Raw genomic sequence first — 24,647 nt, forward strand, 5'->3', positions numbered from 1 at the left:
AAGACCCCACACCGTTCACCTGGACCAAGACCGCCGACGAGATCCTCGACTCCCTCGCCCGATTCTGCCGACGGATCTCCGGCGCAGGACACTAGGGGCCTTTCGTGCGTTCTGGGCCTGTTGGAATCCAACAGGCCCAAGGGCCCGCCGGCCGTGGGACAAGTCCGGCTCCTCTTGCGTGGAGGGGTGTCAGAGGTGTGGCTCTGCCCGGGTTCGTGCAATTTCGTGCATGCGGGGTTGTGCTTCTGACTCGCAGGGCTGACGGTGGTGCACGTCCCTGCAACTCCACAGACGTTGGAGATCGTCATGGCACTAGGTTTTGTGGGCATCGACCCCAGCACGGGCGGCGGAGGCTCGCCTACCGTGTGGGTCGAGGACGAGGCGGAGGAGATCGTCGTGCAGAGTTGGACGGCCGATGACGCCCTCTGCGAGAAGATCGCAGGGACCGAGTGGGTTCCCGGCCACACGCTCGGGATTCCCGCTCATGAGTCCGTGATCCGTATCCCGGCCCGCATGGCGCCGATCCTGAAGGAGGCTGTCGAACGTGTCGAACGTCCCCGACTTCGCCACGCTGCTGAGGAGCACTCAGAGGACCGCAGTTCATCTGGAGATGCGTGACGCCTACGCCGTGGGCGACGAGGCGGAGGAGATCGACCGCTTCGCCCGCACCGGCGAGATCGAGCTGGACCCCGAAGCTTCGTGGTGGCCCGAGTGGCTGGGACTCGTCCGCGAGACGGTCGGTCGTGGCGTGGTCATGCGGCGGGCCCGGATCGTGTCCGAGCCGGTGACCGACTACATCCGGTGGGAGCACGCGGTTACCCCGATGAACCTGGCGGCCGGAGAACTGGTTCGGTGGCTGCCGAGGAGTCAGACGTCGAACATCGCGCTGCCGGGGAACGACTTCTGGCTGATCGACGACAAGCTGGTGCTGTTCCACTTCTTCACGGGGTACGGCGACTGGGCCGAGCCCGGGTTCGCCTTCTCCGAGGACTCCGCGACGGTTCGTCTCGTCTCCTCCGCGTTCGAGGCTGTGTGGGAACGTGGCACCCCGCACGACGAGTACAGCGTCTGACCCGCCCTTACCCTGCGAGCACCGGACCGCCAGACCTATGCCGACGTCTCCGTCATCAAGCGCGCAAGCGGCGCGTCTTGCCCTTGCCAACCGCCTTGTCGATCTCCGCAAGGCTGCCGGCCTGACGGGTAGGCAGCTGGCGTTCCGGTGCGGGTGGAACCCTTCGAAGGTCTCCCGCATCCAGAGTGCGCGAACCCCTCCCGTCTGACTCCGACATTCGGGCATGGTGCACTGCTTGCACAGCGGCTGACCAGTCGGACGACCTGATCGCCACGTCGAGAGCGGTCGAGTCGATGTACATGGAGTGGCGTCGGCTGCACCGTGCAGGGATGCGCCAGGTGCAGGAGGACTTCTACACGCTCCACGAGCGGGCGGAGTTGTGCCGGACGTACGTCTCCAATGTCGTTCCCGGCTTCCTCCAGACGCCCGGGTACGCAACCGCCCTGATGCGCTCCATCACGGAGTTCCAGGGGACCCCTGATGACGTGGCCGACGCCGTTGCCGCACGGGTGGCGAGAGGACGACTCCTGAACGAGGGCAGGCACAGGTTCGCTGTGCTGATGGAGGAATGGGTGCTCCGCTCCCGGATCGGCGACGCGGAGACCATGGCCGGTCAACTAGGCCATCTGCTGGCGGTGATGCCGCTGGCATCGCTGTCGCTGGGGGTCATCCCATCCACCGCACAGCGCCGCATGTGGCCCCTCGAAGCGTTCTACCTGTACGACGATCGGCATGCTGTCGTGGAGACGTTGACAGCTGAGGTCAACGTCACCCAGCCCCGCGAGATCGCTGACTACACCCGGGCGTTCGGCGAGTTGCAGCGCCTCGCGGTCTACGGTGCCCGGGCACGTGCGCTCATCACGTCGGCACTAGCCGCCCTCGGGTGAATCCGTGCGCGGGGGCCTCGCCGGCGCCGGGCTCCTCGGGCGGGGCGGCCGCGCGTTTCCTGGCCTGGCGCCCCGCGATGCGGCGGGGCGCCAGGCCAGGAAACGGGGGCCCGGGTCTTTCGGCTTGGCTAGGTGCGGGCGGCGGTGGTGCGGGTGCGGCGGGAGAGGGAGTCCAGGACGACGGCGGCGAGCAGGACGGCGCCGGTGATCATGTACTGGATGGCCTGGGCGGCGTGGACCATGTCCAGGCCGGTGGTGATGGACTGGATCACCAGGATGCCCAGCAGCGCGGACCAGGTCTTGCCGCGGCCGCCGAAGAGGCTGGTGCCGCCGATGACGGCGGCGGCGATCGCGCTCATCAGGACGTTGCCGCCGCCCAGTTGCTTGTCGGCGGAGCCCTGCTGGGAGGCGTAGAACAGCCCGCCCAGGCCGGCCAGGAACGCGGACAGCATGAAGACGGAGATCCGCACCCGGGCCACGTTGACGCCGGCGCGCCGGGCGGCCTCCACGCCGCCGCCGACCGCGAAGATCTGGCGCCCGTAGGAGGTGCGGCGCAGGACGAAGTCGGTGAGGACGACGACGCCCACCAGCACGACCAGGGGCAGCGGCAGGCCGCGGTCCTGGTTGAGGGCGTAGGCGGTGGCGAGGGTGAGCACGGCCAGGGCGCCGGTGCGCACCACGGTGTCGGCGGTGGGGCGGGCGGTGAGGCCGGCGGCGGTGCGCCGGCGGGCGGTGCGCAGGTGGGCGAGCAGGTAGAGGGCGGGGGCGAGGACCGCCAGGGCCCAGGCGTAGGCGATGTCGCCATCGCCGAGGAAGGTGGTGTCGAGGGTGGCGATGAGGCCGCCGTGGCGGTTGTTGACGGTGCCTAGGTCGCCCAGGACGTACTCCTGCAGGCCGCTCCAGGTGAGCATGCCGGCGAGGGTGACGACGAAGGCGGGGACGCCGACGCGGGCGAAGAAGAGGCCGTGCAGCAGGCCCATGACGGTGGCCGCGGCGAGGGCGGCGAGCACGGCGAGCCATTCGGCGACGCCCTGGCGCACGGCGAGGACGGCGGCGAGGGCGGCGCTGGCGCCGGCGACGGAGCCCAGGGAGAGGTCGATCTCGCCGAGGAGGAGGACGAAGACGACGCCCACGGCGATGAGGCCGGGGCCGGCGATGAAGCGGGTGATGTTGGTGAGGTTGTCGGCCTGGAGGAAGTGGCCGGTGACGGACTGGAAGATGACGGCGATCAGGATGAGGCCGACGACGACGGGCAGGGAGCCGAGTTCGCCGGCGGCCAGGCGCCGGCGCGCGGCCTCCAGGTAGCCGGCGGGGCCGGCGGCCCGGGTGTGCAGGCGGGGGTCGGCGCCGGGGGCCGCGGGGGTGTCGGCGGGGGTGCTGGGCGTGGTCATGCGGCGTCCTCCTCCTCGGTGTGGCGGGCCTGGCGCCGGGCGTGGGCGTTGTCGGTGGCTCCGGTGATGGCGGAGACGATCTGCTCCTGGGTGGTGCCGGCGACGGGGAAGACGCCGTTGTTGCGGCCCAGCCGCAGGACGGCGACGGTGTCGGCGACGGCCCGCACGTCGGCCATGTTGTGGCTGACGAGGACGACGGCCAGGCCGCGTTCACGCAGCCGCTCGACGAGGTCGAGGACCTGGGCGGTCTGTTCGACGCCGAGGGCGGCGGTGGGCTCGTCCAGGATGACGAGGGCGGGCTCGCCGACCAGGGCGCGGGCGATGGCGACGACCTGGCGCTGGCCGCCGGAGAGCGCGGCGACGGGGGTGCGCACGTCGGGGATGCGGATGGCGAGGGTGTCGAGGAGTTCGCGGGCGTGCCGCTCCATGGCGACCTCGTCCAGGAGCCCTCGGCGGCGTTTCTCGCGGCCGAGGAACAGGTTCGCGATGACGTCGAGGTTGTCGCACAGGGCGAGGTCCTGGTAGACGGTGGCGATGCCGAGGGCCTGGGCGTCCTGGGGGCGGGTCAGGCGCACGGGCTCGCCGTGCCAGGTGATGGTGCCCTCGTCGACGGGGTGGACGCCCGCGATGGTCTTGACGAGGGTGGACTTGCCGGCGCCGTTGTCTCCGACGAGGGCGAGGACTTCACCGGTGTGCACGTCGAGGCCGACATCGGTGAGGGCCTGGACGGCACCGAAGCGCTTGGAGACCGAGCGCAGCTGGAGGACGGGTGCGCCTGTCACATGAACCTTCTTCTGCGGTGGTGGACTTGGACCCGGGTCGAGCGGGGCGGGGCCGGGCTACTTGAGGCCGGCGGCGGCGCAGGCGGCGGCGTAGTCGGCGGTGCAGATGTCGGAGACCTTGTAGAGGCCGTCGGCGACGACCGTGGTGGCGATGTTGGCCTTGGTGACGACCTTGGCGTCCAGGAACTTGGCGGGGATGGCCTTGTCGGTGGCGCTGTCGACGGTGGCGGTGGCGACGACCTTGACGTCCTTGCCCTTGAGGAGGGCGACGGCCAGTTCGGCGGCGGAGTCGGCGAGCGGGCGGTAGGCCTTGTAGATGGTGAAGGCCTGGTCGCCGTTGACGATGCGCTGGATCGCGTCGAGGCCGGCGTCCTGGCCGCCGACGGGGACCTTGATGCCGGCGCCCTGGAGCTGGGTGATGATGGCGCCGGCCATGCCGTCGTTGGCGGAGTAGACGGCCTGGAAGCCGTTCTTGCCGAGCTGGGTGACGGCGGCGCCGATCTTCTGGCCGGCGACGGTCGGGTCCCACTGGCCGGACTGCTCGTAGACGATCTTCTTGACCTTGGCGTCGAGGATCTTGTGGGCGCCGGTCTTGAAGTCGGCGGCGTTGGGGTCGGCCTCGTCGCCGTTGATCATGGCGACGTTGGCGTCGGCGGCCTGCGGGCCGAGGGCGTCGACGAGGGCCTGGCCCTGGAGTTCGCCGACCTTCTCGTTGTCGAAGGAGGCGTAGGCGGCGACCGGTCCGGTGGCGAGGCGGTCGTAGGCGACGACCTTGACGCCCTTGGCGGCGGCCTCCTGGACCCAGCCCTGGGTGGACTTGGCGTTGTAGGGGTCCAGGATGATCACCTTCACGCCCTGGGCGAGGAGGGTGTCGAACTGCTGCTTCTGCTTGGCGGCGCTGCCCTCGGCGTTGTTGTACAGGACCTTGCAGTCCGCGCACAGGGCGGCGACCTTGGCCTCGACGAAGGGGCGGTCGAAGGATTCGTAGCGGGTGGAGGAGGCGTTCTCGGGTAGGAGCAGCCCGATGGACTTGCCGTCTCCGGAGGCGGCCGCGTCCTTCTTGTCGCCGCCCGCCTTGCCGCAGGCGGCCATGGACAGGGCCAGTGAGATGCCGGTGGTGGCGATGAGGACGCGACGCAGTGCTGCGTTCATGGGGGTGCCTCTCCCTGACGTCGCCGCGGCTCTGCGGCGGGGTGGGGGGAGTTAAACCTGAACGCGTACATGACGTCAATAAGTAAATTCAGACTGCGGGAGATGCGCCTCTACTCGTTATCTTCATGAACACTGACGGGGAGTTGAAACCTGGAGGAAGCTCCAAATGACGGAACGGCGGCGCCCGTTGCGGGGCCCGCCGTTCAAGAGTCGATCAACCTGTCGGAGTGTCAGGAAGGCGGGGCGCCCGCCGTCCCCCGTGCGGCGGGCGCCCCCGTGCGGAGGTGGTACCGGTGCGCCAGGGACGACGCGTCAGGGGCGGTCGAGGGTGATCGAGTTGATCGGGCCCAGGTCGTACCAGACGCCGTTCTGCGCCGGGATGTCGTAGACGCAGCTGCCGCCGCCCGAGCTCCGGCACAGGTGGGCGTGGGCGCCGCCGGACTGGTTGTTGAGGACCCAGTGGTTGCCGTACTGGTTGCTCAGGTTGTGCGCGCCGTAGCTCCAGTACACCTCGCTCGGGGCCGAGGCCGGGTTCTGGTTCTGCGGGTAGACGCAGACCGCCCCGTACGGACAGCCCGCCCAGGAGCCGTCGGCGGCGCCGGCGCTGCCGGCGCCCAGGGTGGTCAGGGTGGTCAGGGCCGCGGTCGCGAGGGCGAGGGCGGCGACGGCGTGGGTGATCCTGCGCATGGATGGTTCTCCCTTGGCTGGTGAGCGGCCTGACGTGGGGTCCGGCCGGTGCTCAGCAGCCTAGGAACGCGGGCGCGGCGGCGGTCCCTGACATCTGACAGGGGCGCGCCGCCGCACTCCGGGAGCCGGTTCGCCGGCTCACCGGGCTAGAGCTTGCCGAAGGTGTCGCACTGGGCGAGGTCGCCGGTGCGGTAGCCGGTGGTGAACCAGGTCTTGCGCTGGTCGGAGGAGCCGTGGGTCCAGCTCTCCGGGTTGACCCGGCCGGTGGCCTGCTGCTGGATCCGGTCGTCGCCGACGGCCGCGGCCGCGTCCAGGCCCTGGGCGATGTCCTGGTCGGTGAGGGAGGCGATCAGCGGCCGGCCGGTGGAGGGCTGCGGGGTGGTGGTGGCGTGGTGCGCCCACACCCCGGCGTAGCAGTCGGCCTGGAGTTCCAGCTTCACGGAGGCGCTGTTGGCGCCCTGGCGGTCGCTGCCCACCTTCTGCATGGTGCCGAGGAGGTTCTGGATGTGGTGGCCGTACTCGTGGGCGACGACGTAGGACTCGGCGAAGGGCCCGCCCTTGGCGCCGAAGCGGGCCGAGAGCTCGTTGAAGAAGCCGAGGTCGAAGTAGGCCTTCCGGTCGCCGGGGCAGTAGAACGGGCCGACGGCGGAGGTCGCCGGGCCGCAGGCGGTGGAGACCTGACCGGTGAACAGCACCGTCTCGGCGTTGCGGTACGCGGTGCCCGTGCGCTTGGGCAGTTCGGCGCGCCAGAACTCCTGCACGCTGTTGGTGACCGCCACGATCCGGCAGTCCTGGCGCCGGTTGGCGTCCGCGCCGGTCTTGCAGGCCTGCTGCACCTCGCCGGCGGTGTGCGCGCCGTTGGAGGTGGTGGAGCCGCCGCCGGAGGACAGGCCCAGCAGCTGGGGGTCCACGCCCAGGACGACCGCGAACAGCACGACGATCAGGCCCACCGCCCCGCCGCCGATGGCGACCTTCCCGCCCGGGATCCCGCGCCGGTCGTCCACCTGCGAGGTGTCGAGGTCGCCCTGGTCGTCGAACTGCATGCCCCTGCCCGCTTCTGTCGTGTTTGTCAGTACTGGTGACGGTCTGTGCCGGTGACGGCCCGCCCAGCCTACGGGCAGCGGGCGCCGGCGCGGCGCAGCGGGGGCGGGGGCGGCGGGGCCGGACGGCGGCGGGGCCGGGCGGGGGCGGGGCCGGGCGGCGGCTGCGGGCGTGGCCGTGGACGTGGCCGTGGCGATCGGGCACCGCTCCCCCGGGGCCGCACGCGCCGTCCTGGACCACCGCCTGACCCGACTGCTGAACTGACGGGTCATCAACTCCCGACGCGGGTGCAGGATTCGACCGCGACGGAGGCCTCGGCAGGGCGGGCGACCTCGCGGGGGCGGCCGAGCAGGACGCCGGCCAGGACCAGGGCCAGCCCGCACACCTGGCGCGCGCCGAGCCCCTCCCCCGCGAGGCCGGCGCCCAGCAGGACGCCGGCGAGCGGGTTGAGCAGGCCGAGCAGCCCGACCGTGCCGGCCGGCAGGTGGCGCAGGCCCGCGAACCAGAGGGCGAAGGCGAGGGCGGTGGCCACCAGGGCGACGTAGCCGAAGGCCGGGAGCGTGCGGGCGTCCATCGCCGGGGGCGCGCCCTCCACGGCGGCGGCCAGGGGCAGCAGCATCAGGCCTCCGGCGGTCAGCTGCCAGGAGGTGGCGGCCAGTGGGTCCGCGCCCTCGCGCCAGCGGGCGGCCAGCACGTAGCCGACGCAGGAGACCAGCATCGCCGCCACCGACGCCGCCAGCCCCGCCCCGCTGACCGCGCCGCCCGCGCCGAGCAGCGTCAGCGCCACCCCGCCCAGGCCCACCACCGCGCCGACCAGGTGGGCGCGGTGCGGGCGCTGCCCGGCCAGCGCCCAGGCGGTGAGCAGCATCGCCAGCGGGGAGGCGGCCATGACGGTGGCGGCGGTGCTGGTGGGCAGCAGTTGGGAGGCGAGGTAGAGCAGGACGAAGAACACCGCGGCGTTCAGCAGTCCGAGCAGGGCGCTGCGCCACCACCAGGGCCCGTGCGGGCGGCGGCGGGACAGGGCGAGCAGGACCAGTCCGGCGGGCAGGGCGCGCAGGGCCGCGCCCCACAGGGGCCGGTCGGCGGGCAGGTAGGCGTGGGTGACGTAGTAGTTGGCGCCCCAGGCGAGCGGCGCGACCGCGGTCAGCAGCACCCACCGCAGATTGGCTTCCATGGAAGGCAATATACCTTCCCGGGAAGGTACTGGCGGTAGGATGGCCCCATGGAGCACCACCAGCAGCACCCCCGGACGCCCTCCCCGCCGGGCGCGGACGCCGACCACGTGGCGCTGATCCAGGCCCAGTGGCGGCGCGAACGCCCCGACCTCGACGTCTCCCCGCTGGCCGTCATCGGCCGCCTGCACCGCCTCGCCGCCCGGCTGACCGGCGAACTCGCCCTGGTCTACTCCCGCTACGGCCTCGGCGAGGGCGAGTTCGACGTCATGGCCGCGCTGCGCCGGGCCGGCGCCCCCTACGAGCGGGCCCCCGGGGAGCTCGCCGCCCACACCATGGTCACCACCGGCGCGATGACCAAGCGGATCGACCGCCTCGAACGCGCCGGGCTGGTCACCCGCCGCCTCGCCGAGGGCGACCGGCGCGGGCGCCTCGTCGCCCTCACCGACGCCGGCCTGCGGCTGATCGACGAGGCGTTCACCGCCCACATGCGCAACGAGCACCGCCTGCTCGCCCTCCTGTCCCCCGAGGAGGCCGCCGCCCTGCAGGCCCTCCTCACCGCCTGGCAGCACCGCCTGGACGGCACCGCACCGGGCGGCGGGCCAGCAGAATGTGACGCATGACCAGCACTCCGCCGCCGTCCCAGCCCGAACCCGAGCCCGGACCGCAGCCCCAGCCGCCCCAGCCGTCGCCGTCCGGCAGCCCGGAGAGCCCGGGGGCCCGGGCCGACCGGCGGCTGGTGGAACTGCTGCAGGAGCTGCGGGTGCTGCAGACCGGCGTGCAGATCGTGTTCGCGTTCCTGCTCGGGGTCGCCTTCACCCCGCGCTTCGCCACCCTCACCGACGGCCAGCAGGACGTCTACGTCACCACCCTGCTGCTGGCCGTCATCTCCTCGGCCGTGTTCGCCACCCCGGTGGCGCTGCACCGCGGGCTGTTCCGCCACCCCGGCAAGGCGCGGATCGTCAAGGTCTCCGCCCACATCGCCCAGCTGGGCCTGATGCTGCTCGCCTGCGCGCTCACCGGCGCCGTGCTGCTCGTCCTGGACGTCGTGCTCGGGACCGCCACGGCCCTGGCCATCACCTCCGTCGTCGCGCTGATCTTCGCCGGGCTGTGGTTCGTCCTGCCCTGGGCGGTGCGCCGCCCGCTGCACGACGACTGACCCGGGCGCGCCGGACCGGGCACGGCGCCGCGTCCGGCGGGCGCGGGCACGTGCGCGCCGTGTGGTGAACTCCGCTCCCCCACAAGGCGGTCGGCGACGGTCAGCCCGCCGCCACGGGCGGGGTGAGCCAGTCGTCGAGGGGGACGCCGCAGCTGTTGACGATGCCCGCGACCAGCGCGTAGGCGCCGACGAGGGCGAGCAGTTCCAGCAGCTGCGGGGCGGAGTGGCGGGCGGCCAGCTCGCGCCAGGTGGCCGGGGAGAGCGCGTGGTCCCCGCACAGCTCGTCCACGGCCCGCAGCAGCGCCCGGTCGCCCTCGCTCCAGCCGGGGGCGTCCGGCCCGCCGAGGACGCGGGCGATCTCGGGCCCGGTCAGGCCGGCGGCGGCGCCGAGTCGGGCGTGGTGGTGCCACTCGTAGGCGCAGCCGGTGCGGTGGGCGGTGCGCAGGATCGCCAGTTCCCGTTCGCGGGGCGGGAGCAGGCCCTGGGCGAGCTGGGTGAGCAGGGGCACCAGGGCGACCAGCAGGTCGGGGTGGTGGCCGATGGTCGCCAGGACGTTGAGCACCGGACGGCCCGCCAGCGGCCCGGCGCCGCCGGCGAGGACCTGCGCCGCGGGGCCCGACAGTCGTCCGGCCAGGGCGGCGACCTCGGAGGCGGGCCGCGGCGCGAGCCTCGGGGCCGCGCCGGCGGGGCGCGGGGCGGCGTGCGGCTCGGGGTACGGCGCCGTGTAGTGGTCGAGACGACCCATCAGCTCCAGCTCGTCGGGGGTGCCGTCGCCGTTGAGCTCGCGGTAGACGGCGCCGACGTTGAGCACCAGCCGCTCGGGGTCGGCCCAGTGGGCGAAGCCGTCCAGGTCCATCTCCCGGGCCGCCTGGAGGACGGGCAGGCCGGCCCGGTGCGCGCGCACGGCGTGGTCGTGGAGCCGTTCCAGGTAGTCGCGGAAGGCACGGACCTCCGTTTTGCCGACGACCGGCCCGTGCCCGGGCACGATCGTCTCCACGTCCAGGCCGAGGATCAGGTCGCAGGCCGCGATCCAGCTCGACACCGGACCGCTGTGGACCACCGGGTGGCCGCCGACGAACAGGATGTCCCCGGTGAACAGCACGCCCGCGTCCGGGACGTGGACCAGCACGTCACCGGCGGTGTGGGCCGGGCCGACCTCGATCAGCCGGACGCTGCGCCCGCCCACCGCGACCTCCAGTTCGCCGCTGAAGGTGCGGGTCGGCGGGGTCGGGGTGATGCCGGTGAAGTCGAAGGCCTCACGCATCCGTTCGGCGACCCGAGGGAGCGGGATGTCGCCCGGGGAGACGAGCAGCTCGTGCAGGCGCTCACCGCGCATGTGGGCCGCGGCGGCCTCGGAGGCGAGGATCTCGGCGTCCGGGAGCAGCTGGTTGCCCCACCAGTGGTCGCCGTCGCTGTGGCTGTTGACCAGGGTGCGGATGGCGAGCCGGGGCAGGGCCCGCGTCATCGTCTCCAGCATGGTGCGGGTCTGCGGGACGGTGAACAGGGTGTCGACGAGCAGCCCTTCGCCGCCGGAGACGATCAGCCCGGCGTTGCTGAAGCCCCAGGTGCCGCTGGGTTGCAGGTAGGCGTAGGTGTCCTCGGCGATCGCGTGCAGGCCCAGGGTGAAGGGGACGGCCATCGCTTGACCTCCTCAGTAGGTGTACTTGAGTACCAATATGTACTCCAGTACCAAGTTGGATTCAAGTACACTCGGCGTGTGAGACCGACAGCACCTCAGGAACCCGCGGCACCGCAGGAACCGGCCGGACCCCAGGACGGGCAGGGCCGGCCGGACGGGCCAGCCGGACAGGACCGGCGCGGGCAGCGCCGCAGCGCCACCCGCGAACGGCTGCTGGCCGCCGCCCTCGACCTGTTCGCCGCCCACGGCTACGCGGCCACCACCTACGACCACATCGCCGAACGCGCCGACACCGGCCGCCAGACGGCCTTCAACCACTTCCGCCGCAAGGAGGACTTCGTCACCGCCTGGGTCCGGCAGCGCCACGAGCTGCTGGACCGGCAGGAGGCGGCGGACGCGGCCGACGGCGGACCGGTCGTCGAGGCGCTGGCGGACGAGCTCCGCGCCCTCGCGCGGCTCAACGAGCAGGACTACGCGCTGGCCAAGGAACTCCATGACAGCGGGGTCCTGCACGCCGCCTTCGGCCTGGGCGCCGCCACCCCGCGCGCGATCCTCGCCACCGTCACCCGCGGCCGGCAGCGCGGCGAGATCCGCCCCGACCTCGACCCGGCCGCCGTCGCCGACCTCGTCTTCGACTGCTACGCGACCGCCCTGAGCCGCTGGCTGGCCAGCGACGCCGCCTTCCCGCTCGCCGACGCCCTGCTGGCCAGGCTCGCCGTGCTCGCCGCCGGCTTCGGGCCGCCGCGCGGCGCCTGACAACTGACGCCTGAGGCCCGACGCCGCCGGGACCGTCCGTACGCCCGCCGCCCGCTTCCGCCTCCCGTCACCCGCTCCCGTCACCCGCGCCGCGCCGGGGGCGGGCGCGGCGCGGGTGACGGACGGGACCGGGCCGGGGCCGGCTGTCGGGCGCCGGGGGCCAGGCGAGGAAGTCCCACAGCTCCCTCACCCCTCAGAGCCCGCCCGCCCCCGAAACCGCTTACCGCCCCACCCCGCGCGGCGGGTACCGTGCCCGGATGCACAGCAACGACAACAACGGCAGCGGAAGCGGCAACGGGAACGGCAACGGCAGCGCCCCCACCTGGGACGTCCTGCTGCTCGGCGGCGCCTCCGGCCTCGGCAAGAGCCGCGCCGCCGCCGAACTCGCCCGGCACAGCGGCGCGTTCGTGGTCGAGTTCGACGACGTCGTCGCCGCCCTGCACGCCGCCACCACCGCCGAGGGCCACCCCGGACTGCACCACTTCGACGGCCTCGACGACCCCGACGCGCTGCCCGCCGACCGCGTCCTGGAACTGCAGATCGCCACCGCCCGCGCCCTGGACGACGCCCTGCTCGGCGTGGTGCGCAACCGCCTCACCGTCGACGTGCCCGCGATCGTCGAAGGCGACTACCTCACCCCGGCCGCCGCCGCCCGCGCCGCCGCCGAGGCCGCCGGACAGGGCCGCGTCGTGCGCGCCGCGTTCCTGCACGAGGGCGACGCGGCCGGCATCAGCGCCAACTACGCCCAGCGGGAGCCCGACTGCGGCCCGCAGGAGCGCCGCGCCGCCGTCAGCGCCCGCTACTCCCACTGGCTCGCCGACCAGGCCCGCACCCACCACCTGCCCGTCCTGGACTGCCGCCCCTACCCCACCCTCGCCGACCGCCTGCTCCGCGCCCTGACCTGACCTGGCCCGACCTGGCCTGACCTGACGAAAGGGGTCCAAGATGCTGATCGTGGTGAGCGGCGGGCCGGGCAGCGGGAAGACGACGCTGGCCCACGCGCTGGCACAGGCCCTCGGCTGCCCGGCGGTGTGCCGGGACGAGCTGAAGGAGGGCCTGGTGCACGCGGGCACCCGGGCCGGGAACCCCGATGAGGCGGTGCGCGCGGCGTTCTTCGACGTCCTGGAGGTCCTGGTGCGCGCGGGGGTGAGCGTGGTGGCGGAGGCCGCGTACCAGGACCGGCTGTGGCGGCCCGGCCTGAGCCCGCTGGCCGAACACGCCGAACTGCGCATCGTGCACTGCCGGGTGGACCCGGCAGTGGCCCGCGCCCGGATCCGCATCCGCCTGACGACGCACCCGCACCGCGCCGCGCACGCCGACCGCGCGCTCCTCGCCACCCCGCCCGGCCCGGGCAACCTGCTGGACGACTTCACCCCGCCGTCCCTGCCGGCGCCGCACCTGCACGTGGACACCACCCACGGCTACCGCCCGCCGCTGGCCGACATCGCCGCCTTCGCCACCGGACCCGGCGGCTGACGGACGCCCGAACTGCTCGGCCTGGTCCGACACGGTCTCTTCGTTCATCGCCGCCGGGCGCGACGCGCCCGATCACGGCCTGCCCGACCATGACGCCAAGGCGCGGTCGACAGTTCGCCAGCGAGTCCGGCGGTTCGCCGGATCAACTCCGCACAGCGGCAGTCGAGTTCGGATTCCCGCAGGCGTTCGACGGGCTTCGCGCGGACGGCGCCTCCGCGGGCCTGCCGCGCCCGGCCGTCCGCTTGCGGGCAGCGCGCGAGGGGGAGGTCCCCGCGCCGGGTGCCGCTTGCGGGCGAGGCACCGTGACCTCCGTGATCGCCGTGGCGTCGACCGCCACTCCGACGGCCGTACCTTGACGGTCCGTCCGCCATTGCCGGCCCGTCCCTGTGGGCCGCCGGGATGACTTCCCCCGCGTGCCGAATCGGCCCGGATGGTGTATACGGCATAGTCGTTTCGTCACCTTATGGCGTATTTATGACGCCATCCACGCGTCCCGTGAACACCCTGGGGAGTCCCCGATGCCCGAAGTCAGACGCCGCTGGGGCTTGGCCCGAGCCTTCGAGGCACCGGGGAGAGCCGCCCCGAATCGGCGCGGCTGGTCCGGAGTGCTCACGGCCGTGCTGGTGCTGGCGCCGGTGCCGCTCGTCCCGCTGCTGGCCGCCCCCGCCGCGCACGCGGCTCAGGCCTGCCCGGCGGATGCCGGCTACACCGACTGCCTGTCCTTCGCCTACACCGGAAGCGACCAGGACTTCACCGTCCCCACCGGGGTCTCCTCGATCAGGGCGAAGGCCTGGGGCGCGGGTGCGGCCGCCGACGGCGACACCGCCGCGGCCGGCCGCGAGCACGCGAACCGGCCGGGCGCCGCCGGCGCCTACGCGACCGCGCTGCTGGAGGTGACGGCCGGACAGCGGCTGACGGTGGTACCGGGCCAGGGCGGGCGCTCGCACCCCGACGCCGCAGACTCCCCGGCGGCCCGCAACGGCGGCGCCTCCACCATCCGGTCGGGCCAGTCCCACACCCCCGCGGACACCCTGCTGGCAGCCGACGGCGGCACGGCCACGAACGCGACTGAGACCGCGACCGCGAGCGGCGCCGGTGCTGCCGGGGCCGGTCCTGCCGGGGCCGGTCCTGAAGACGGGTCGCACGGCCTTGCCCCTCACGTGACCGAGCGCCAGTACGTCACCGGGGCGGCCTTCGGCGGCTTCGCCCCGTCCATCACGGACGTCAACGGCGCCGACACCGGCGCCAACACCGGCGCCGACGCGGCCAAGGGCGGCGGCCACAGCGGCGACGGCGGCAACGGCCTCGTCGTGCTGGAGTGGAAGGATTCCGGCGCCGACGCCACGACGGCGAAGGCCGACCCGTCAGCGGCCTCGGCGCCCACCGGCCAGAGCAGCGCTCCAGGAGCCCCGTCCCCGGAGGCCACGCCATCCGCAGCGGCCGGACCGGCCGCCCCGAGCAGCGCGGCCGCCGCGCCGAGCGCCGCCCCGCTCGGCCGCCTGCCCCGGGCACCCGGCGACCCCCTGGACTGCACGGGCAACACGATCTACGCCATCCAGCGCGGCTCCTCCACCGCCGCGACCGGCACCCTGCTCGCCCTGGCCGCCGGCACCGTCGGCGGATCCAGCGTGACCGCGACGACGGTCAGCACGCTCCCCGCCGGGTCGGGCTTCACCAACGCCCTCGGAATCACCGACGGCGGCACCGCCGCCTACGTGGTCGACCAGATCCCGACCGTCGCCGGGTCCGTCAACGTGTACGGCTACAACGCGGCCACCGGGGCCTGGACCACCTACACCGGATCCGCCGGCGCCACCACCGACTCCTTCGTCGCCGGCGCGGTGAACCCGGCCAACGGCATCTACTACTACGCCAGCTTCGAACCCGGCACGGCGACCACACCCGGCGTGGCCACCCTCTACGGCTTCAACACCGTCACCAACACCGCGATCCCCGGCGTGATCGCCACGTTCGACCTGCCGGTCACCGGAGCCTCCGGCCCCAACGGCGACATCACCTTCGACGCGGCCGGCAACCTCTACGTCCTCTCCTCCGTCGGCACCGACGCCGCCATCGGTCGGGTGGCCGGGCCGATCCCCACCACGGGGTCGGCCACCGGTGTGCCGCTGACCGACACGGTGCTGAGCACCCTGCCCAACCCGAACGGCAACTCGTTCAACGGGGCGGCCTTCGACAACGCCGGAAACCTCTACATCGAGTTCGCCTCGGGGAGCACCACCTACCTGGAGCAGCTCAACCCGAACACCGGCGCGATCACGGCCGGGCCCACGCCGTACTCCAACAACGCCTTCCTGTCCGTGGACCTCGGCGCCTGCTCCACCAACCCGACCCTGGCCCTGCAGAAGAACATCGTCGGCCGGTTCGCCGAGTCGACCACCTCGAACGACCAGTTCGGCCTGGCGATCACCGGCGGCGGCATCACCCAGGGCAACACCGCCACCACGACCGGCACCAGCACCGGCGTCCAGACACCCCCCGCCGGCCCGGTCATCGCCGTATCGGGGACCACCTACACGCTGACCGAGACCGCTGCCTCCGGCAGCCTCGCCAACTACACCACCGCCTACGACTGCGTCGACACCGCCAACGGCAACGCCCCGGTCGCCTCGGGCACCGGCGCGACCACGTTCAACCTGCCGTTCCCGCCCACGGTGGAGGGCAAGAACAGCCCGATGGTGCTCTGCACCTTCACCAACACCCCGGTCCCCGCGACGCCCTCGCTCACGATCGTGAAGACCGCGTCCCCGACCACGGTCACCGCCGTCGGGCAGACCGTCGACTACAGCTTCCTGGTCACCAACACCGGCAACGTCACCCTCACCGACGTGACGGTGAACGAGACCGCGTTCTCCGGCACCGGCACCCCGCCCGTGATCACCTGCCCGGCAGGCGCCGCCTCCCTCGCCCCCGGCGCGTCCGTGACCTGCACCGCCCCCTACACGGTGACGCAGGCCGACATCAACGCGGGCTCGATCACCAACACCGCGACGGCGACCGGCACCCCGCCCACCGGCCCGCCGGTGACCTCACCGCCCTCCAGCGCGACCGTCACGGCAACGCCCGCACCCGCACTCACCATCGTGAAGACCGCCTCCCCGACCACGGTTTCGACCGTCGGGCAGGTCGTGAACTACAGCTTCCTGGTCACCAACACCGGCAACGTCACCCTCACCGACGTGACGGTGAACGAGACCGCGTTCTCCGGCACCGGCACCCCGCCGGTGGTGACGTGCCCGGCCGGCGCGGCCTCGCTGGCGCCCGGCGCGTCGGTGACGTGTACTGCGAGCTATGCGGTGACGCAGGCCGACATCAACGCGGGCAGCATCACGGACACCGCGACGGCCACCGGCACACCGCCCACCGGCCCGCCGGTGACCTCACCGCCCTCCAGCGCGACCGTCACCGCGACGTCCAACCCGGCGCTCACCATCCTGAAGTCGGTGGATGCGACGGAACTGACCGGTGCCGGCCAGGTACTGCACTACTCCTTCCTGGTGACCAACACCGGCAACGTCACCCTGACCAACGTCACCGTGAACGAGACCGCGTTCTCCGGCACCGGCACCCCGCCCGTGATCACCTGCCCGGCAGGCGCGGCCTCCCTCGCCCCCGGCGCGTCCGTGACCTGCACCGCCCCCTACACGGTGACGCAGGCTGATGTCGACAGTGGGAAGGTCACCAACACGGCGACGGCGACAGGTACCCCGCCCACCGGCCCGCCGGTGACGTCCCCGCCGTCCTCGACCAGCGTCCCGAACACCCCGGCCCCGGCGCTCACCATCGTCAAGTCCGCCTCGCCGACCACGGTTGCGACCGTCGGGCAGGTCGTGGACTACAGCTTCCTGGTGACGAACACCGGGAACGTGACCCTGACCAACGTGACGGTGAACGAGACCGCGTTCTCCGGCAGCGGCACCGCTCCCGTGATCACCTGCCCGGCAGGCGCCGCCTCGCTCGCCCCCGGCGCGTCCGTGACCTGCACCGCCAGCTACACCGTCACGCAGGCTGATCTCAACGCCGGCAGCATCACGGACACCGCGACGGCCACCGGCACACCGCCCACCGGCCCGCCCGTAACCTCACCGCCGTCCAGCGCGACCGTCACCGCGACGTCCAACCCGGCGCTCACCATCGTCAAGTCGGTGGATGCGACGGAACTGACCGCCGTCGGCCAGGTGCTGCACTACTCCTTCCTGGTGACCAACACCGGCAACGTCACCCTCACCAACGTCACCGTGAACGAGACCGCCTTCTCCGGCAGCGGCACCGCGCCCGTGGTGACCTGCCCGGCCGGCGCCGCCTCGCTCGCCCCCGGCGCGTCCGTGACCTGCACCGCCAGCTACACCGTCACACAGGCCGACCTGAACGGCGGCAAGGTCGCCAACACGGCAACAGCGACGGGCACTCCGCCCACCGGCCCGCCCGCGACGTCCCCGCCGTCCTCGACCAGCGTCCCGAACACCCCGGCCCCGGCGCTCACCGTGGTGAAGTCGGCTTCCCCGACCACGGTCACGGCCGCAGGTCAGACCGTCGACTACAGCTTCCTGGTGACCAACACCGGGAACGTCACACTGACCGACGTGACGGTGAACGAGACGGCGTTCTCCGGCAGCGGCACGGCGCCCATGGTGACCTGCCCGGCAGGCGCCGCCTCGCTCGCCCCCGGCGCGTCCGTGACCTGCACCGCCCCCTACACCGTCACACAGGCCGACCTGAACAGCGGGAAGATCACCAACACCTCGACGGCGACGGGCACTCCGCCGTCCGGTCCGCCGGTGACCTCCCCGCCGTCCAGCGCGACGGTGACCGCGAAGCCGCCGCACGGCCACCTGCCGAGCACCGGCGCGAACACCCACCTGGCCGGGCTGGCGGGGAGTCTCCTGCTCCTCGGCGGCGGGCTGGCGCTGGTGACGCGCCGCACCCGTCGTCGCGGCTAGCAACGGCGGCTGACGGCGGCGGTCCCCGGAGCATGGGCTCCGGGGACCGCCGCCGTTCTGTGCCCGTCCGTCGTCCGTCCGTCGTCCGTCCGGCCCGTGGGTGAGGGGCGGACGACGGGACGAACCTCAGCCGAACGGATGAACCTCCGCCACCGCCAGGCCCGCCGAGCCCGCGCCGCCCGCACCGGCACGGTAAGACAGGCCGGGCCCCTCTGCGGTGACACCGGTGTGATCGTTCCTGGCGCCGCCCACAGCCGAAGGAAGTAAGAGATGCGCGAAACCAAGCACAAGGCCCGAGCGGGTGCCGCCGCCGGCATCGCACTGCTCGCCCTCGCCGCCCTGTCCGGCTGCCGCCAGCCCCACAGCGGTGGCAGCCAGGACGTGCAGGCCGCTACGGCCGCGCCCTCCGAGGACGCTGCGAGCAGCGGTGAGATCGCCGTGCTGGAGCAGCCGACGCTGCCGCCTCCGTCGTCCGTCGCCAACGACCAGGAGAAGCGCAAGCAGGTCACCATCGGCACCTGCGAGGCGACCAAGGACGGCTGGCGCGCGGCCGGCACCGCGGTGAACCCCGGCAGCCGGGACGCGGACTACCGGATCGTCGTCTACTTCACCTCGGCGAAGGCCACGGTGCTCGCCCTCGGCGACACGGCGGTGAACGTCAAGGCGGGGCAGAGCGGCGCGTGGGAGGTGCGGCAGGCGTTCCACGCGCCGCAGGGGACCCTGTGTGTCCTGCGGGGCGTCAGCTGAGCGCCCACTGCCGGGGCCGGGTTCGGATTCGGGTGTCGGCGAGGTAGCTGCCGCCCGGCGTTCTACCGCGGTGGGGGCCGGTTCTCGTCGCAGGTGGTGCGTTGGCCGTGGAGGAGGAGGGGGACGGCGCGGTTGGCGAGGGCTTCGGCGGCGCGGGCGGCCTGGGCGGGGGCCATGACGTCCGGGAGTTCGTGGGCGGGGACGAAGCGGGCGCCGAACAGGCCGCTGCGGTGCCGGGGCGGGACGGTCAGGCGGGCGGCGGCGTGCTCGGTGACGGTCCCGCCGTCGAAGACCAGGTTGAGGCGCTCCAGGTAGCGGTCGGCCGGGGTGAAGTCGACGGCCAGGACGTCCGTGAGGCGCAGGTTGAGGCCGGTCTCAGCGTGGAGGTGACGCGCGGCGGCGAGGTTGGGGGGCTCGTTCGGCTGCGCGGCGCCGCCGGGCAGGATCAGGCCGTCCATGTAGTCCGGGTCGACGAGCAGGACGTCGCCGCGCGGGTTGCGGACGAGGACGAGGCAGCCGAGCCGGCACACCGGCGGCTTGGCGAGGAGACGGGGGTCGCGCATCGGGCGGTTCACTTCCTGAGGGCGGCGAGGAGTACGAGGGAGAAGCCCGCCCACCACAGCAGGCGGGCGAGGAGTTCAGCCGTCATGCGTCAGGCGCTCGTAGCGCAGCCCCTTGCGCAGCAGGTCCACGACCCGCAGGAGTTCGAACGGGCGGGCGCAGCCGAGGCCGATGAGGTAGCAGCCCGTCCTGCGGCCGTGCTCCCAATCCACCTCGACGGAGGGCAACTTCACCCCGCCCAGGGCGAGGACGGCCGTCAGGTCATCCAGGACGTCGGCCGCCTGCCGCCGCTGGTCGGCCGTGGCCCGGTAGACCTTCTCCCCCATCACGCCCCCACCCGGCGTCGAACCTCGAACCCCCGCCACGCGCTGAAGGCAGCGGAGAACGAGGAGAAGGAGGCCAGCTCACCCGAGGTGCCACTGCGCAGCCACTCCCCCGTCGTCTCGTTCCGCACCCGGTAACACCGGCCCTCCGGGTCCCAGCGGACCCCGTAGCCGTGGAGCCGGGGCACTTGGGCATCAGCCATGGGAATAACCTTCCGCAGTCAATCCTTCACTTTCTGCGTGGGAAAGACTTGCGGAACGACCCCCTCCTAGGGAAGCATCTGAAGTCGCCAGTTCAGCATGGTTCAGTTGGGAAGCATCATGAACCGTAAGAAGCTTGATCCTGCGTCATCCCCGTACGCGACCCTCGGGATTCAGCTCCGCCGTTCACGCGAGGCACGCGGCCTGACCCAGACGGAACTCGGAGAGGCCATCGCCTACTCCGGTGCCTACATCTCCAGCATCGAACGCGGCATCCGCGCGCCGAGCCGCCGATTCGTCGATCTCGTGGACGAGCACCTCGCCACAGGCGGCACGCTCGGCCTGATGCTCGACCAGCTCGAACACAGCATCCTGATAGAGGGTTTCCCTGAGTACGCCGACAAGGAAGCCGAAGCGACCGTCATCCGGCCCTTCCAGATCGGGGTCATCTCAGGGCTGCTGCAGACTCCCGAGTATGCGGCAGCCTATGAACAGGCCTTCGTACGGCGCGGGATCGTCACTCAGCAGCAGGCCGACGAACGCATGCGGTTCCTCCTCACCCGGCAGGAACGGATCAACCAGCCGTCTCCGCCATACATCCAGGCCGTACTCGACGAGTGGAGCCTGCGACGGCCGATCGGCGGACCAGCGGTGATGGTGGGCCAGCTGGCCCATTTGGAAGAGCTAGCCAGTCGGCCGAACATGACCATCCAGGTAGCCCCGATCAGCCTCGGGGAGAACCGGCCGTTCGCGCACCCAGTGACGCTTCTGACGATGCCGAATCGTTCGCTGCTCGGCTATTCGGAGAGCCATCTGCGCGGCCATCTGGAGCGCGACGCCGAAACCCTCGCGGGCTGGGCCAGGGAGTACGATCGGCTGCAAGCCGAGGCACTACCTCTGGCTGCGTCGCTTGAGCTGATCCGCGCAGTACGGAAGGAATTTGAAAGTGCACCTTGACCTATCCGGCGCTCGCTGGCGCAAGAGCACGTACAGCGGCGGAGGGGGCGAATGCATCGAGGTAGCGGACGGCTTCCCCGGCATCGTCCCGGTCCGCGACTCCAAGGACCCCAACGGCCACACCCTCGCCTTCCCCTCCCCCGCCTGGCAGGCCTTCGTCACCGCCGTCCACGCCGGCGAGTTCGACGCCCGGTAGCAGCAACTCCGGCCCCGACGCCCCGATCCAGGGCGGCGGGGCCTTCTCAACCCCTCCACCCGGTTCAACCCGCCGCCGTGACCTCAGGGGGTGATGAACTGATGATCTGGCCCAACACCGTCCGGGCGAACGTCAAGACCGGGCACGACCGGGAGGTGTTCGCCGTCTACCCGTACCGCTCGGCCTGCCCGCAGTCGGTCTGGGCGCAGCTGATCGCCGAGGCCCGGTCCGACATCTTCCTCGCCGGCTACACCAGCTACTTCGTCTGGCTGGAGCAGCCCGCCCTGTTGCAGACTCTGCGGCGCAAGGCCGAGAGCGGCTGCCGGGTCCGGTTTCTCCTCGGGGATCCGGTCTCCGACACGACGCGTCAGCGCGAGCAGATCGAGGACGTGACGCTCACGGTGTCCACCAGGATCAGGGTCACCCTGGAGAACCTGGCCAAACTCTCCGGCACCGAGGGCATCGAGGCCCGGTTCAGCGCCCCGGACGACGGCCCGAACCACGTCGGCCTCTCCGTCTTCCGCTTCGACGAACACGCCCTCGTCACACCCCACCTCGCCCGCACCGTCAGCCACGACTCACCCCTGATGCACCTGCGGCGCAGCGAGGAGAACGGCATGTTCGACCGCTTCGCCGAACACGTCGAAGAACTCTGGTCCCGGGGCAGCGACATCCGTTCCGGCCCGCGCTGACACCTGCGTCTAACCCGGCGCCGGAGTGGGAAGTCATCCCCATCGACTTTCCACTCCGGCCGCAGGAGGCAACCGCGATGGACACCACTTGGCGCAAGAGCAGCTACAGCGGCCAGGGCGGCGAATGCGTCGAGGTCGCCGACGGCTTCACCGGTGTGCAGCCCGTCCGGGACTCCAAGGACCCCGACGGGCCCGTCCTCCTCTTCCGCTCCCCCGCCTGGCGGGCCTTCGTCGCCGCCGTCCGCGCGGGTGAGTTCGACGCCTGGTAGCGGCAATTCCTGGGTGGGGAAGAGGAACTGGCCGGTGTCGCTGAGTCGACGGCTTGGGTGCGCGTGACGGCCTTGCCCTGGCCGTCCAGTCGCCCGTGGGGTCCGTGTGGCCGTGTGCGTCAGTGGTCGGGGGTGTGGGCAGCGGGGCGGACGGCGTCGGGCAGCAGGTGGAGTTCGTAGGGTGTGTAGCAGTCCGACATCTCGCTTCCGACCACGGCGCCGCAGCGGCAGGCACGGTTGGGTGGGCCGTCGCCGGGGGCTCCGCAGCAGCTGGGTGGCCCGGTCGTTGTTGTGTGCCAGGTGAGGCCGGTCCCGTCCTCGGGGTGCAGGACGAAGGTGTTCCGGGGCCCGGCCGAGACGACGACCGTTCCGTCGAAGTCGCTGATGCACGGGCCGCCGGGGTAGGCGGGGGGCCAGTCGTCCTGGTCCTCGGCCGGGACGAAGGGCGGCCCGTGCGGCTGCGGATCGACGGCGTAGTGGCCACGGGGCATGGTGGGCGGGGCCTGTCGCCGGCCGTTGACGAGCTCGCCTTCGAACAGGTGCCGGGCAGGAACCGCCGGGAGGGGCTCAAGGTCGGCCGTGAGGGCCTCGCCGCAGGCGGCGCAATGAAAAATCGTCATCGCGGCATGTCTACAGCGACGGCCCTCACGTCACAACATAATTCCGTTCCCCCGCAGGCAGGGGCTCGCTCGTCAGCCGAACCGGAACACCTGGTCGGGCCAGCCGCCGTCGGGTACCGCGCTGTCGAGGGCCTCGCTGATCGTGCGTTCCTCGTAGGCGAAGTGGGATTCCATGATCGCGGTGAGTCCGTCGAGTTCGCGCCCGACCGCTTCCAGCCCGTCGCCGGGCGATTCGGCGGCGTGGTCGGCGAGTTCGCGCACCCTGGTGAGGATGGCGGCGATCATCTCGTGGTCCTCGACGAGCTTGGCGACCGTCCCGGCGAGCTGCGGGCGTTCGCGCAGCAGGTGGGCGAACATGCCCTCGTCCTCGCCCTGGTGGTGTGCCGTCAGCGCGGCGCAGAAGGCCAGGCAGTGGGTGCGCAACGTGTCGTCGCCCGGGCGGCGCTGTCCGATCCCGGCCCTGATGCGGCCGATCCGGCGGCGCAGTTCCTGGTGTGCTCGGGAGAGTTGAAGGCTCAGGGCGACCGCGCGGTCGCCGTCCTGGGAGGCCACGGGAGGCGGTCCCTTCGGTTCCGCACCTCCATGCCTGACGCTGTCCGTCACCGGCACGCGATGCTGGCGCCATCCGATCACGGGCCGCGGCGCCACGGCAAGCGCCGTCGCGGGTGGGTGCCGAAGGCTTCCCCGGACATCGTGGCCCCGCGGCCCGGCTTCCGGCGGGTTCCGAGCGCGGTCGAGCGGCATGCGGGTGGTGACGGCGGGGGCTCCGGCGTCGCCGGACGTCCGCGGCGATGCCGGAGCCGTGCGGGATCCGCGCCGAAGGCCGGCCGGCCGGGCGGGCGCGGTGGACACCCCCGAAGGGGCCCCGGGCGGGGCCCGGGGGCCGGTCAGGCGTCCAGCGGGTGCCAGGCGGGGCCGGGGCCGTCGTGGCGGACGCGGCCGAAGACGACGTCGGCGAAGTGGACGCCGAAGCCGATCGTGTCGGGTTCGGCGAGTTCGGCGACGAGGCGGCGGCGGGATTCGACCGCGCGGGCCGGGTCGTGGTCGACGGACACGGACCACTCGGGGTGGTCGACCTGGACGGGCGAGTGCATGGCGTCGCCGAAGGCGATCAGCCGTTGCCCGCCCGCGGTGACGGTGTACTCGGCGTGTCCGGGGGTGTGGCCGGCGCCGACGTGCACCCGGACGCCGGGGAAGACCTCCTGCCCGTGCGCGACCGTGCGCACGCGCGGTGCCAGGACGGCGGCCCCCTCGACCGCGCCGGGCCCGTCCGGCCGGGCGAGGTGGCCGGCCCATTCCGCCTCGGACACCAGGTAGTCGGCGTGGGCGAAGGCCGGCCGGTCGCCGCCGGGGGCGGGGTGCCAGGCCCAGCCGGTGTGGTCGGAGTGCAGGTGGGTGAAGGCCACCGCCTCGATGTCGTCCGGCCGGCGGCCGAGTTCGGCGAGGTTGTCGAGGAGCGCGCCGCCGTGGCCGGGGCCGTGCGGGACGCTCGGGTCCGCCGGCAGCGAGCGGGGCCCGAAGCCCGCGTCGATCAGCAGGGCGCGCCCGGCGTGCTCGACGAGCAGCGCGCCGACGGTCGCGACGAACTGGCCGGAGGCGTCGAGGTACTGCGGGCGCTCCGCCCACGTCCGGTCGGTGGTCTCGGGCAGCCAGCCGCGCGGCGGCAGCAGGACGACGCCGTCCGGCACGAAGGTCACCTTCGTGTCGCCGAGCTGTACGGAGCGGATGCCGGAGGGCCGTCGCAGCCGCTCGTCCCGGTGGGCCGCGTCGGCTTCGAAGTTCGCCATGGTCCCTTCCCCTCTTCGGTGTCGGTCCGCCGCCGGGCCGGTGGCGACGGCGGCGGCCTTGCCACCGTAAGCATCAAGCTAGAAAGATTCAAGATATAAAGGTTCAAGTGATAAATATGATG

The 24,647-nt window shown here is 72.6% G+C and carries 26 protein-coding genes and 1 pseudogene; 14 read left to right on the top strand and 13 right to left on the bottom strand.

The window, feature by feature from the left end:
• The first annotated feature begins 294 nt into the window (after positions 1 to 294).
• The 3 genes and pseudogenes from ACIO9K_RS34575 to ACIO9K_RS34585 all read left to right on the top strand — a co-directional run bounded on the left by ACIO9K_RS34575 (position 295) and on the right by ACIO9K_RS34585 (position 1,959).
• On the top strand, positions 295 to 618 hold the full coding sequence (locus ACIO9K_RS34575) for a hypothetical protein (RefSeq protein WP_400335686.1): 324 nt from the start codon (positions 295 to 297) through the stop codon (positions 616 to 618).
• Positions 611 to 1,072, top strand: coding sequence for a DUF6879 family protein (locus ACIO9K_RS34580; protein WP_363623959.1), 462 nt, complete (start codon positions 611 to 613; stop codon positions 1,070 to 1,072). Before ACIO9K_RS34575 ends, ACIO9K_RS34580 begins: the two co-directional genes overlap by 8 nt.
• A gap of 37 nt (positions 1,073 to 1,109) precedes the next feature.
• Positions 1,110 to 1,959: pseudogene (locus tag ACIO9K_RS34585) on the top strand (helix-turn-helix domain-containing protein).
• Positions 1,960 to 2,087: 128 nt separating this feature from the next.
• Here ACIO9K_RS34585 and ACIO9K_RS34590 read toward each other — a convergent pair.
• The 6 genes from ACIO9K_RS34590 to ACIO9K_RS34615 form a co-directional block, all read right to left on the bottom strand.
• Complete coding sequence (locus tag ACIO9K_RS34590; protein ID WP_400335688.1) at positions 2,088 to 3,350, bottom strand: sugar ABC transporter permease; 1,263 nt, start codon at positions 3,348 to 3,350, stop codon at positions 2,088 to 2,090.
• Complete coding sequence (locus tag ACIO9K_RS34595; RefSeq protein WP_363623953.1) at positions 3,347 to 4,132, bottom strand: ATP-binding cassette domain-containing protein; 786 nt, start codon at positions 4,130 to 4,132, stop codon at positions 3,347 to 3,349. Before ACIO9K_RS34595 ends, ACIO9K_RS34590 begins: the two co-directional genes overlap by 4 nt.
• Positions 4,133 to 4,189: 57 nt before the next feature.
• A complete protein-coding gene (locus tag ACIO9K_RS34600; protein ID WP_400335690.1) occupies positions 4,190 to 5,284 on the bottom strand; it encodes a sugar ABC transporter substrate-binding protein in 1,095 nt (364 codons plus the stop codon).
• Between the two features lie 312 nt (positions 5,285 to 5,596).
• Entirely contained in the window at positions 5,597 to 5,971 is a 375-nt protein-coding gene (locus ACIO9K_RS34605; RefSeq protein WP_363623950.1) for a hypothetical protein, read from the bottom strand.
• Positions 5,972 to 6,117: 146 nt separating this feature from the next.
• Positions 6,118 to 7,014, bottom strand: coding sequence for a neutral zinc metallopeptidase (locus ACIO9K_RS34610; RefSeq protein ID WP_400335692.1), 897 nt, complete (start codon positions 7,012 to 7,014; stop codon positions 6,118 to 6,120).
• Between the two features lie 269 nt (positions 7,015 to 7,283).
• Positions 7,284 to 8,186 (bottom strand): EamA family transporter, encoded by a 903-nt coding sequence (locus ACIO9K_RS34615; RefSeq protein ID WP_400335694.1) that lies wholly within the window; start codon positions 8,184 to 8,186, stop codon positions 7,284 to 7,286.
• A 48-nt stretch (positions 8,187 to 8,234) separates the two neighbouring features.
• Here ACIO9K_RS34615 and ACIO9K_RS34620 point away from each other — a divergent pair, with 48 nt between their 5' ends.
• Together ACIO9K_RS34620 and ACIO9K_RS34625 are read left to right on the top strand one after the other, a co-directional pair.
• Complete coding sequence (locus ACIO9K_RS34620) at positions 8,235 to 8,807, top strand: MarR family transcriptional regulator (RefSeq protein WP_363623944.1); 573 nt, start codon at positions 8,235 to 8,237, stop codon at positions 8,805 to 8,807.
• Positions 8,804 to 9,343 carry a DUF6328 family protein gene (locus ACIO9K_RS34625; RefSeq protein ID WP_363587884.1) on the top strand — a complete coding sequence of 180 codons (540 nt, stop codon included), beginning with the start codon at positions 8,804 to 8,806 and terminating at the stop codon, positions 9,341 to 9,343. Before ACIO9K_RS34620 ends, ACIO9K_RS34625 begins: the two co-directional genes overlap by 4 nt.
• A gap of 100 nt (positions 9,344 to 9,443) precedes the next feature.
• Here ACIO9K_RS34625 and ACIO9K_RS34630 read toward each other — a convergent pair whose 3' ends face one another.
• Positions 9,444 to 10,982, bottom strand: coding sequence for an MBL fold metallo-hydrolase (locus ACIO9K_RS34630; RefSeq protein ID WP_400335698.1), 1,539 nt, complete (start codon positions 10,980 to 10,982; stop codon positions 9,444 to 9,446).
• Positions 10,983 to 11,060: 78 nt separating this feature from the next.
• Here ACIO9K_RS34630 and ACIO9K_RS34635 point away from each other — a divergent pair, with 78 nt between their 5' ends.
• The 5 genes from ACIO9K_RS34635 to ACIO9K_RS34655 all read left to right on the top strand — a co-directional run bounded on the left by ACIO9K_RS34635 (position 11,061) and on the right by ACIO9K_RS34655 (position 18,919).
• Positions 11,061 to 11,738, top strand: a complete 678-nt coding sequence (locus ACIO9K_RS34635) for a TetR/AcrR family transcriptional regulator (protein ID WP_400335700.1) — start codon at positions 11,061 to 11,063, stop codon at positions 11,736 to 11,738.
• Positions 11,739 to 11,995: 257 nt separating this feature from the next.
• A complete protein-coding gene (locus tag ACIO9K_RS34640; RefSeq protein WP_400335702.1) occupies positions 11,996 to 12,643 on the top strand; it encodes an AAA family ATPase in 648 nt (215 codons plus the stop codon).
• 40 nt (positions 12,644 to 12,683) lie between these two features.
• Positions 12,684 to 13,214, top strand: a complete 531-nt coding sequence (locus tag ACIO9K_RS34645) for an AAA family ATPase (RefSeq protein ID WP_400335704.1) — start codon at positions 12,684 to 12,686, stop codon at positions 13,212 to 13,214.
• Between the two features lie 518 nt (positions 13,215 to 13,732).
• Complete coding sequence (locus tag ACIO9K_RS34650) at positions 13,733 to 18,172, top strand: beta strand repeat-containing protein (RefSeq protein ID WP_400335706.1); 4,440 nt, start codon at positions 13,733 to 13,735, stop codon at positions 18,170 to 18,172.
• 270 nt (positions 18,173 to 18,442) lie between these two features.
• Positions 18,443 to 18,919 carry a hypothetical protein gene (locus tag ACIO9K_RS34655; RefSeq protein ID WP_400335708.1) on the top strand — a complete coding sequence of 159 codons (477 nt, stop codon included), beginning with the start codon at positions 18,443 to 18,445 and terminating at the stop codon, positions 18,917 to 18,919.
• A gap of 62 nt (positions 18,920 to 18,981) precedes the next feature.
• Here the strand turns inward: ACIO9K_RS34655 and ACIO9K_RS34660 are convergent, their stop codons facing one another.
• The 3 genes from ACIO9K_RS34660 to ACIO9K_RS34670 all read right to left on the bottom strand — a co-directional run bounded on the left by ACIO9K_RS34660 (position 18,982) and on the right by ACIO9K_RS34670 (position 20,006).
• Complete coding sequence (locus ACIO9K_RS34660) at positions 18,982 to 19,482, bottom strand: NUDIX domain-containing protein (protein ID WP_400335710.1); 501 nt, start codon at positions 19,480 to 19,482, stop codon at positions 18,982 to 18,984.
• Between the two features lie 75 nt (positions 19,483 to 19,557).
• Entirely contained in the window at positions 19,558 to 19,806 is a 249-nt protein-coding gene (locus ACIO9K_RS34665) for a hypothetical protein (protein WP_400335712.1), read from the bottom strand.
• On the bottom strand, positions 19,806 to 20,006 hold the full coding sequence (locus ACIO9K_RS34670) for a hypothetical protein (protein WP_363623929.1): 201 nt from the start codon (positions 20,004 to 20,006) through the stop codon (positions 19,806 to 19,808). Before ACIO9K_RS34670 ends, ACIO9K_RS34665 begins: the two co-directional genes overlap by 1 nt.
• Before the next feature lie 118 nt (positions 20,007 to 20,124).
• On the opposite strand from ACIO9K_RS34670, the gene ACIO9K_RS34675 reads away from it, so the two are divergent.
• The 4 genes from ACIO9K_RS34675 (at position 20,125) to ACIO9K_RS34690 (ending at position 22,118) form a co-directional block, all read left to right on the top strand.
• Positions 20,125 to 20,961 carry a helix-turn-helix domain-containing protein gene (locus ACIO9K_RS34675; RefSeq protein ID WP_400335715.1) on the top strand — a complete coding sequence of 279 codons (837 nt, stop codon included), beginning with the start codon at positions 20,125 to 20,127 and terminating at the stop codon, positions 20,959 to 20,961.
• Positions 20,951 to 21,157 (top strand): DUF397 domain-containing protein, encoded by a 207-nt coding sequence (locus tag ACIO9K_RS34680; protein ID WP_400335718.1) that lies wholly within the window; start codon positions 20,951 to 20,953, stop codon positions 21,155 to 21,157. The genes ACIO9K_RS34675 and ACIO9K_RS34680 overlap by 11 nt, the downstream gene beginning before the upstream one ends.
• 101 nt (positions 21,158 to 21,258) lie before the next feature.
• Entirely contained in the window at positions 21,259 to 21,849 is a 591-nt protein-coding gene (locus ACIO9K_RS34685; protein ID WP_400335720.1) for a DUF5919 domain-containing protein, read from the top strand.
• Between the two features lie 77 nt (positions 21,850 to 21,926).
• The gene (locus ACIO9K_RS34690) at positions 21,927 to 22,118 is read left to right on the top strand and encodes a DUF397 domain-containing protein (protein WP_400335722.1); all 192 of its coding nucleotides are present in this window, start codon (positions 21,927 to 21,929) and stop codon (positions 22,116 to 22,118) included.
• A gap of 119 nt (positions 22,119 to 22,237) precedes the next feature.
• Here the strand turns inward: ACIO9K_RS34690 and ACIO9K_RS34695 are convergent, their stop codons facing one another.
• The 3 genes from ACIO9K_RS34695 to ACIO9K_RS34705 all read right to left on the bottom strand — a co-directional run bounded on the left by ACIO9K_RS34695 (position 22,238) and on the right by ACIO9K_RS34705 (position 24,525).
• On the bottom strand, positions 22,238 to 22,738 hold the full coding sequence (locus ACIO9K_RS34695; protein ID WP_400335724.1) for a hypothetical protein: 501 nt from the start codon (positions 22,736 to 22,738) through the stop codon (positions 22,238 to 22,240).
• A 72-nt stretch (positions 22,739 to 22,810) separates the two neighbouring features.
• A complete protein-coding gene (locus tag ACIO9K_RS34700) occupies positions 22,811 to 23,290 on the bottom strand; it encodes a hemerythrin domain-containing protein (RefSeq protein WP_400335726.1) in 480 nt (159 codons plus the stop codon).
• Positions 23,291 to 23,625: 335 nt separating this feature from the next.
• Complete coding sequence (locus ACIO9K_RS34705) at positions 23,626 to 24,525, bottom strand: MBL fold metallo-hydrolase (RefSeq protein ID WP_363623917.1); 900 nt, start codon at positions 24,523 to 24,525, stop codon at positions 23,626 to 23,628.
• Positions 24,526 to 24,647 lie beyond the last annotated feature (122 nt).

It is taken from the genome of Kitasatospora sp. NPDC087271, from assembly GCF_044744605.1.
Lineage (GTDB): Bacteria > Actinomycetota > Actinomycetes > Streptomycetales > Streptomycetaceae > Kitasatospora.

Bases quoted from the DNA above. Each gene is read 5' to 3' on its own strand.
- ACIO9K_RS34580 (WP_363623959.1), top strand. From the start codon at position 611: ATGCGTGACGCCTACGCCGTGGGCGACGAGGCGGAGGAGATCGACCGC.
- ACIO9K_RS34590 (WP_400335688.1), bottom strand. From the start codon at position 3,350: ATGACCACGCCCAGCACCCCCGCCGACACCCCCGCGGCCCCCGGCGCC.
- ACIO9K_RS34600 (WP_400335690.1), bottom strand. From the start codon at position 5,284: ATGAACGCAGCACTGCGTCGCGTCCTCATCGCCACCACCGGCATCTCA.
- ACIO9K_RS34605 (WP_363623950.1), bottom strand. From the start codon at position 5,971: ATGCGCAGGATCACCCACGCCGTCGCCGCCCTCGCCCTCGCGACCGCG.
- ACIO9K_RS34610 (WP_400335692.1), bottom strand. From the start codon at position 7,014: ATGCAGTTCGACGACCAGGGCGACCTCGACACCTCGCAGGTGGACGAC.
- ACIO9K_RS34615 (WP_400335694.1), bottom strand. From the start codon at position 8,186: ATGGAAGCCAATCTGCGGTGGGTGCTGCTGACCGCGGTCGCGCCGCTC.
- ACIO9K_RS34620 (WP_363623944.1), top strand. From the start codon at position 8,235: ATGGAGCACCACCAGCAGCACCCCCGGACGCCCTCCCCGCCGGGCGCG.
- ACIO9K_RS34625 (WP_363587884.1), top strand. From the start codon at position 8,804: ATGACCAGCACTCCGCCGCCGTCCCAGCCCGAACCCGAGCCCGGACCG.
- ACIO9K_RS34630 (WP_400335698.1), bottom strand. From the start codon at position 10,982: ATGGCCGTCCCCTTCACCCTGGGCCTGCACGCGATCGCCGAGGACACC.
- ACIO9K_RS34640 (WP_400335702.1), top strand. From the start codon at position 11,996: ATGCACAGCAACGACAACAACGGCAGCGGAAGCGGCAACGGGAACGGC.
- ACIO9K_RS34645 (WP_400335704.1), top strand. From the start codon at position 12,684: ATGCTGATCGTGGTGAGCGGCGGGCCGGGCAGCGGGAAGACGACGCTG.
- ACIO9K_RS34650 (WP_400335706.1), top strand. From the start codon at position 13,733: ATGCCCGAAGTCAGACGCCGCTGGGGCTTGGCCCGAGCCTTCGAGGCA.
- ACIO9K_RS34655 (WP_400335708.1), top strand. From the start codon at position 18,443: ATGCGCGAAACCAAGCACAAGGCCCGAGCGGGTGCCGCCGCCGGCATC.
- ACIO9K_RS34660 (WP_400335710.1), bottom strand. From the start codon at position 19,482: ATGCGCGACCCCCGTCTCCTCGCCAAGCCGCCGGTGTGCCGGCTCGGC.
- ACIO9K_RS34665 (WP_400335712.1), bottom strand. From the start codon at position 19,806: ATGGGGGAGAAGGTCTACCGGGCCACGGCCGACCAGCGGCGGCAGGCG.
- ACIO9K_RS34670 (WP_363623929.1), bottom strand. From the start codon at position 20,006: ATGGCTGATGCCCAAGTGCCCCGGCTCCACGGCTACGGGGTCCGCTGG.
- ACIO9K_RS34675 (WP_400335715.1), top strand. From the start codon at position 20,125: ATGAACCGTAAGAAGCTTGATCCTGCGTCATCCCCGTACGCGACCCTC.
- ACIO9K_RS34685 (WP_400335720.1), top strand. From the start codon at position 21,259: ATGATCTGGCCCAACACCGTCCGGGCGAACGTCAAGACCGGGCACGAC.
- ACIO9K_RS34690 (WP_400335722.1), top strand. From the start codon at position 21,927: ATGGACACCACTTGGCGCAAGAGCAGCTACAGCGGCCAGGGCGGCGAA.
- ACIO9K_RS34695 (WP_400335724.1), bottom strand. From the start codon at position 22,738: ATGACGATTTTTCATTGCGCCGCCTGCGGCGAGGCCCTCACGGCCGAC.
- ACIO9K_RS34705 (WP_363623917.1), bottom strand. From the start codon at position 24,525: ATGGCGAACTTCGAAGCCGACGCGGCCCACCGGGACGAGCGGCTGCGA.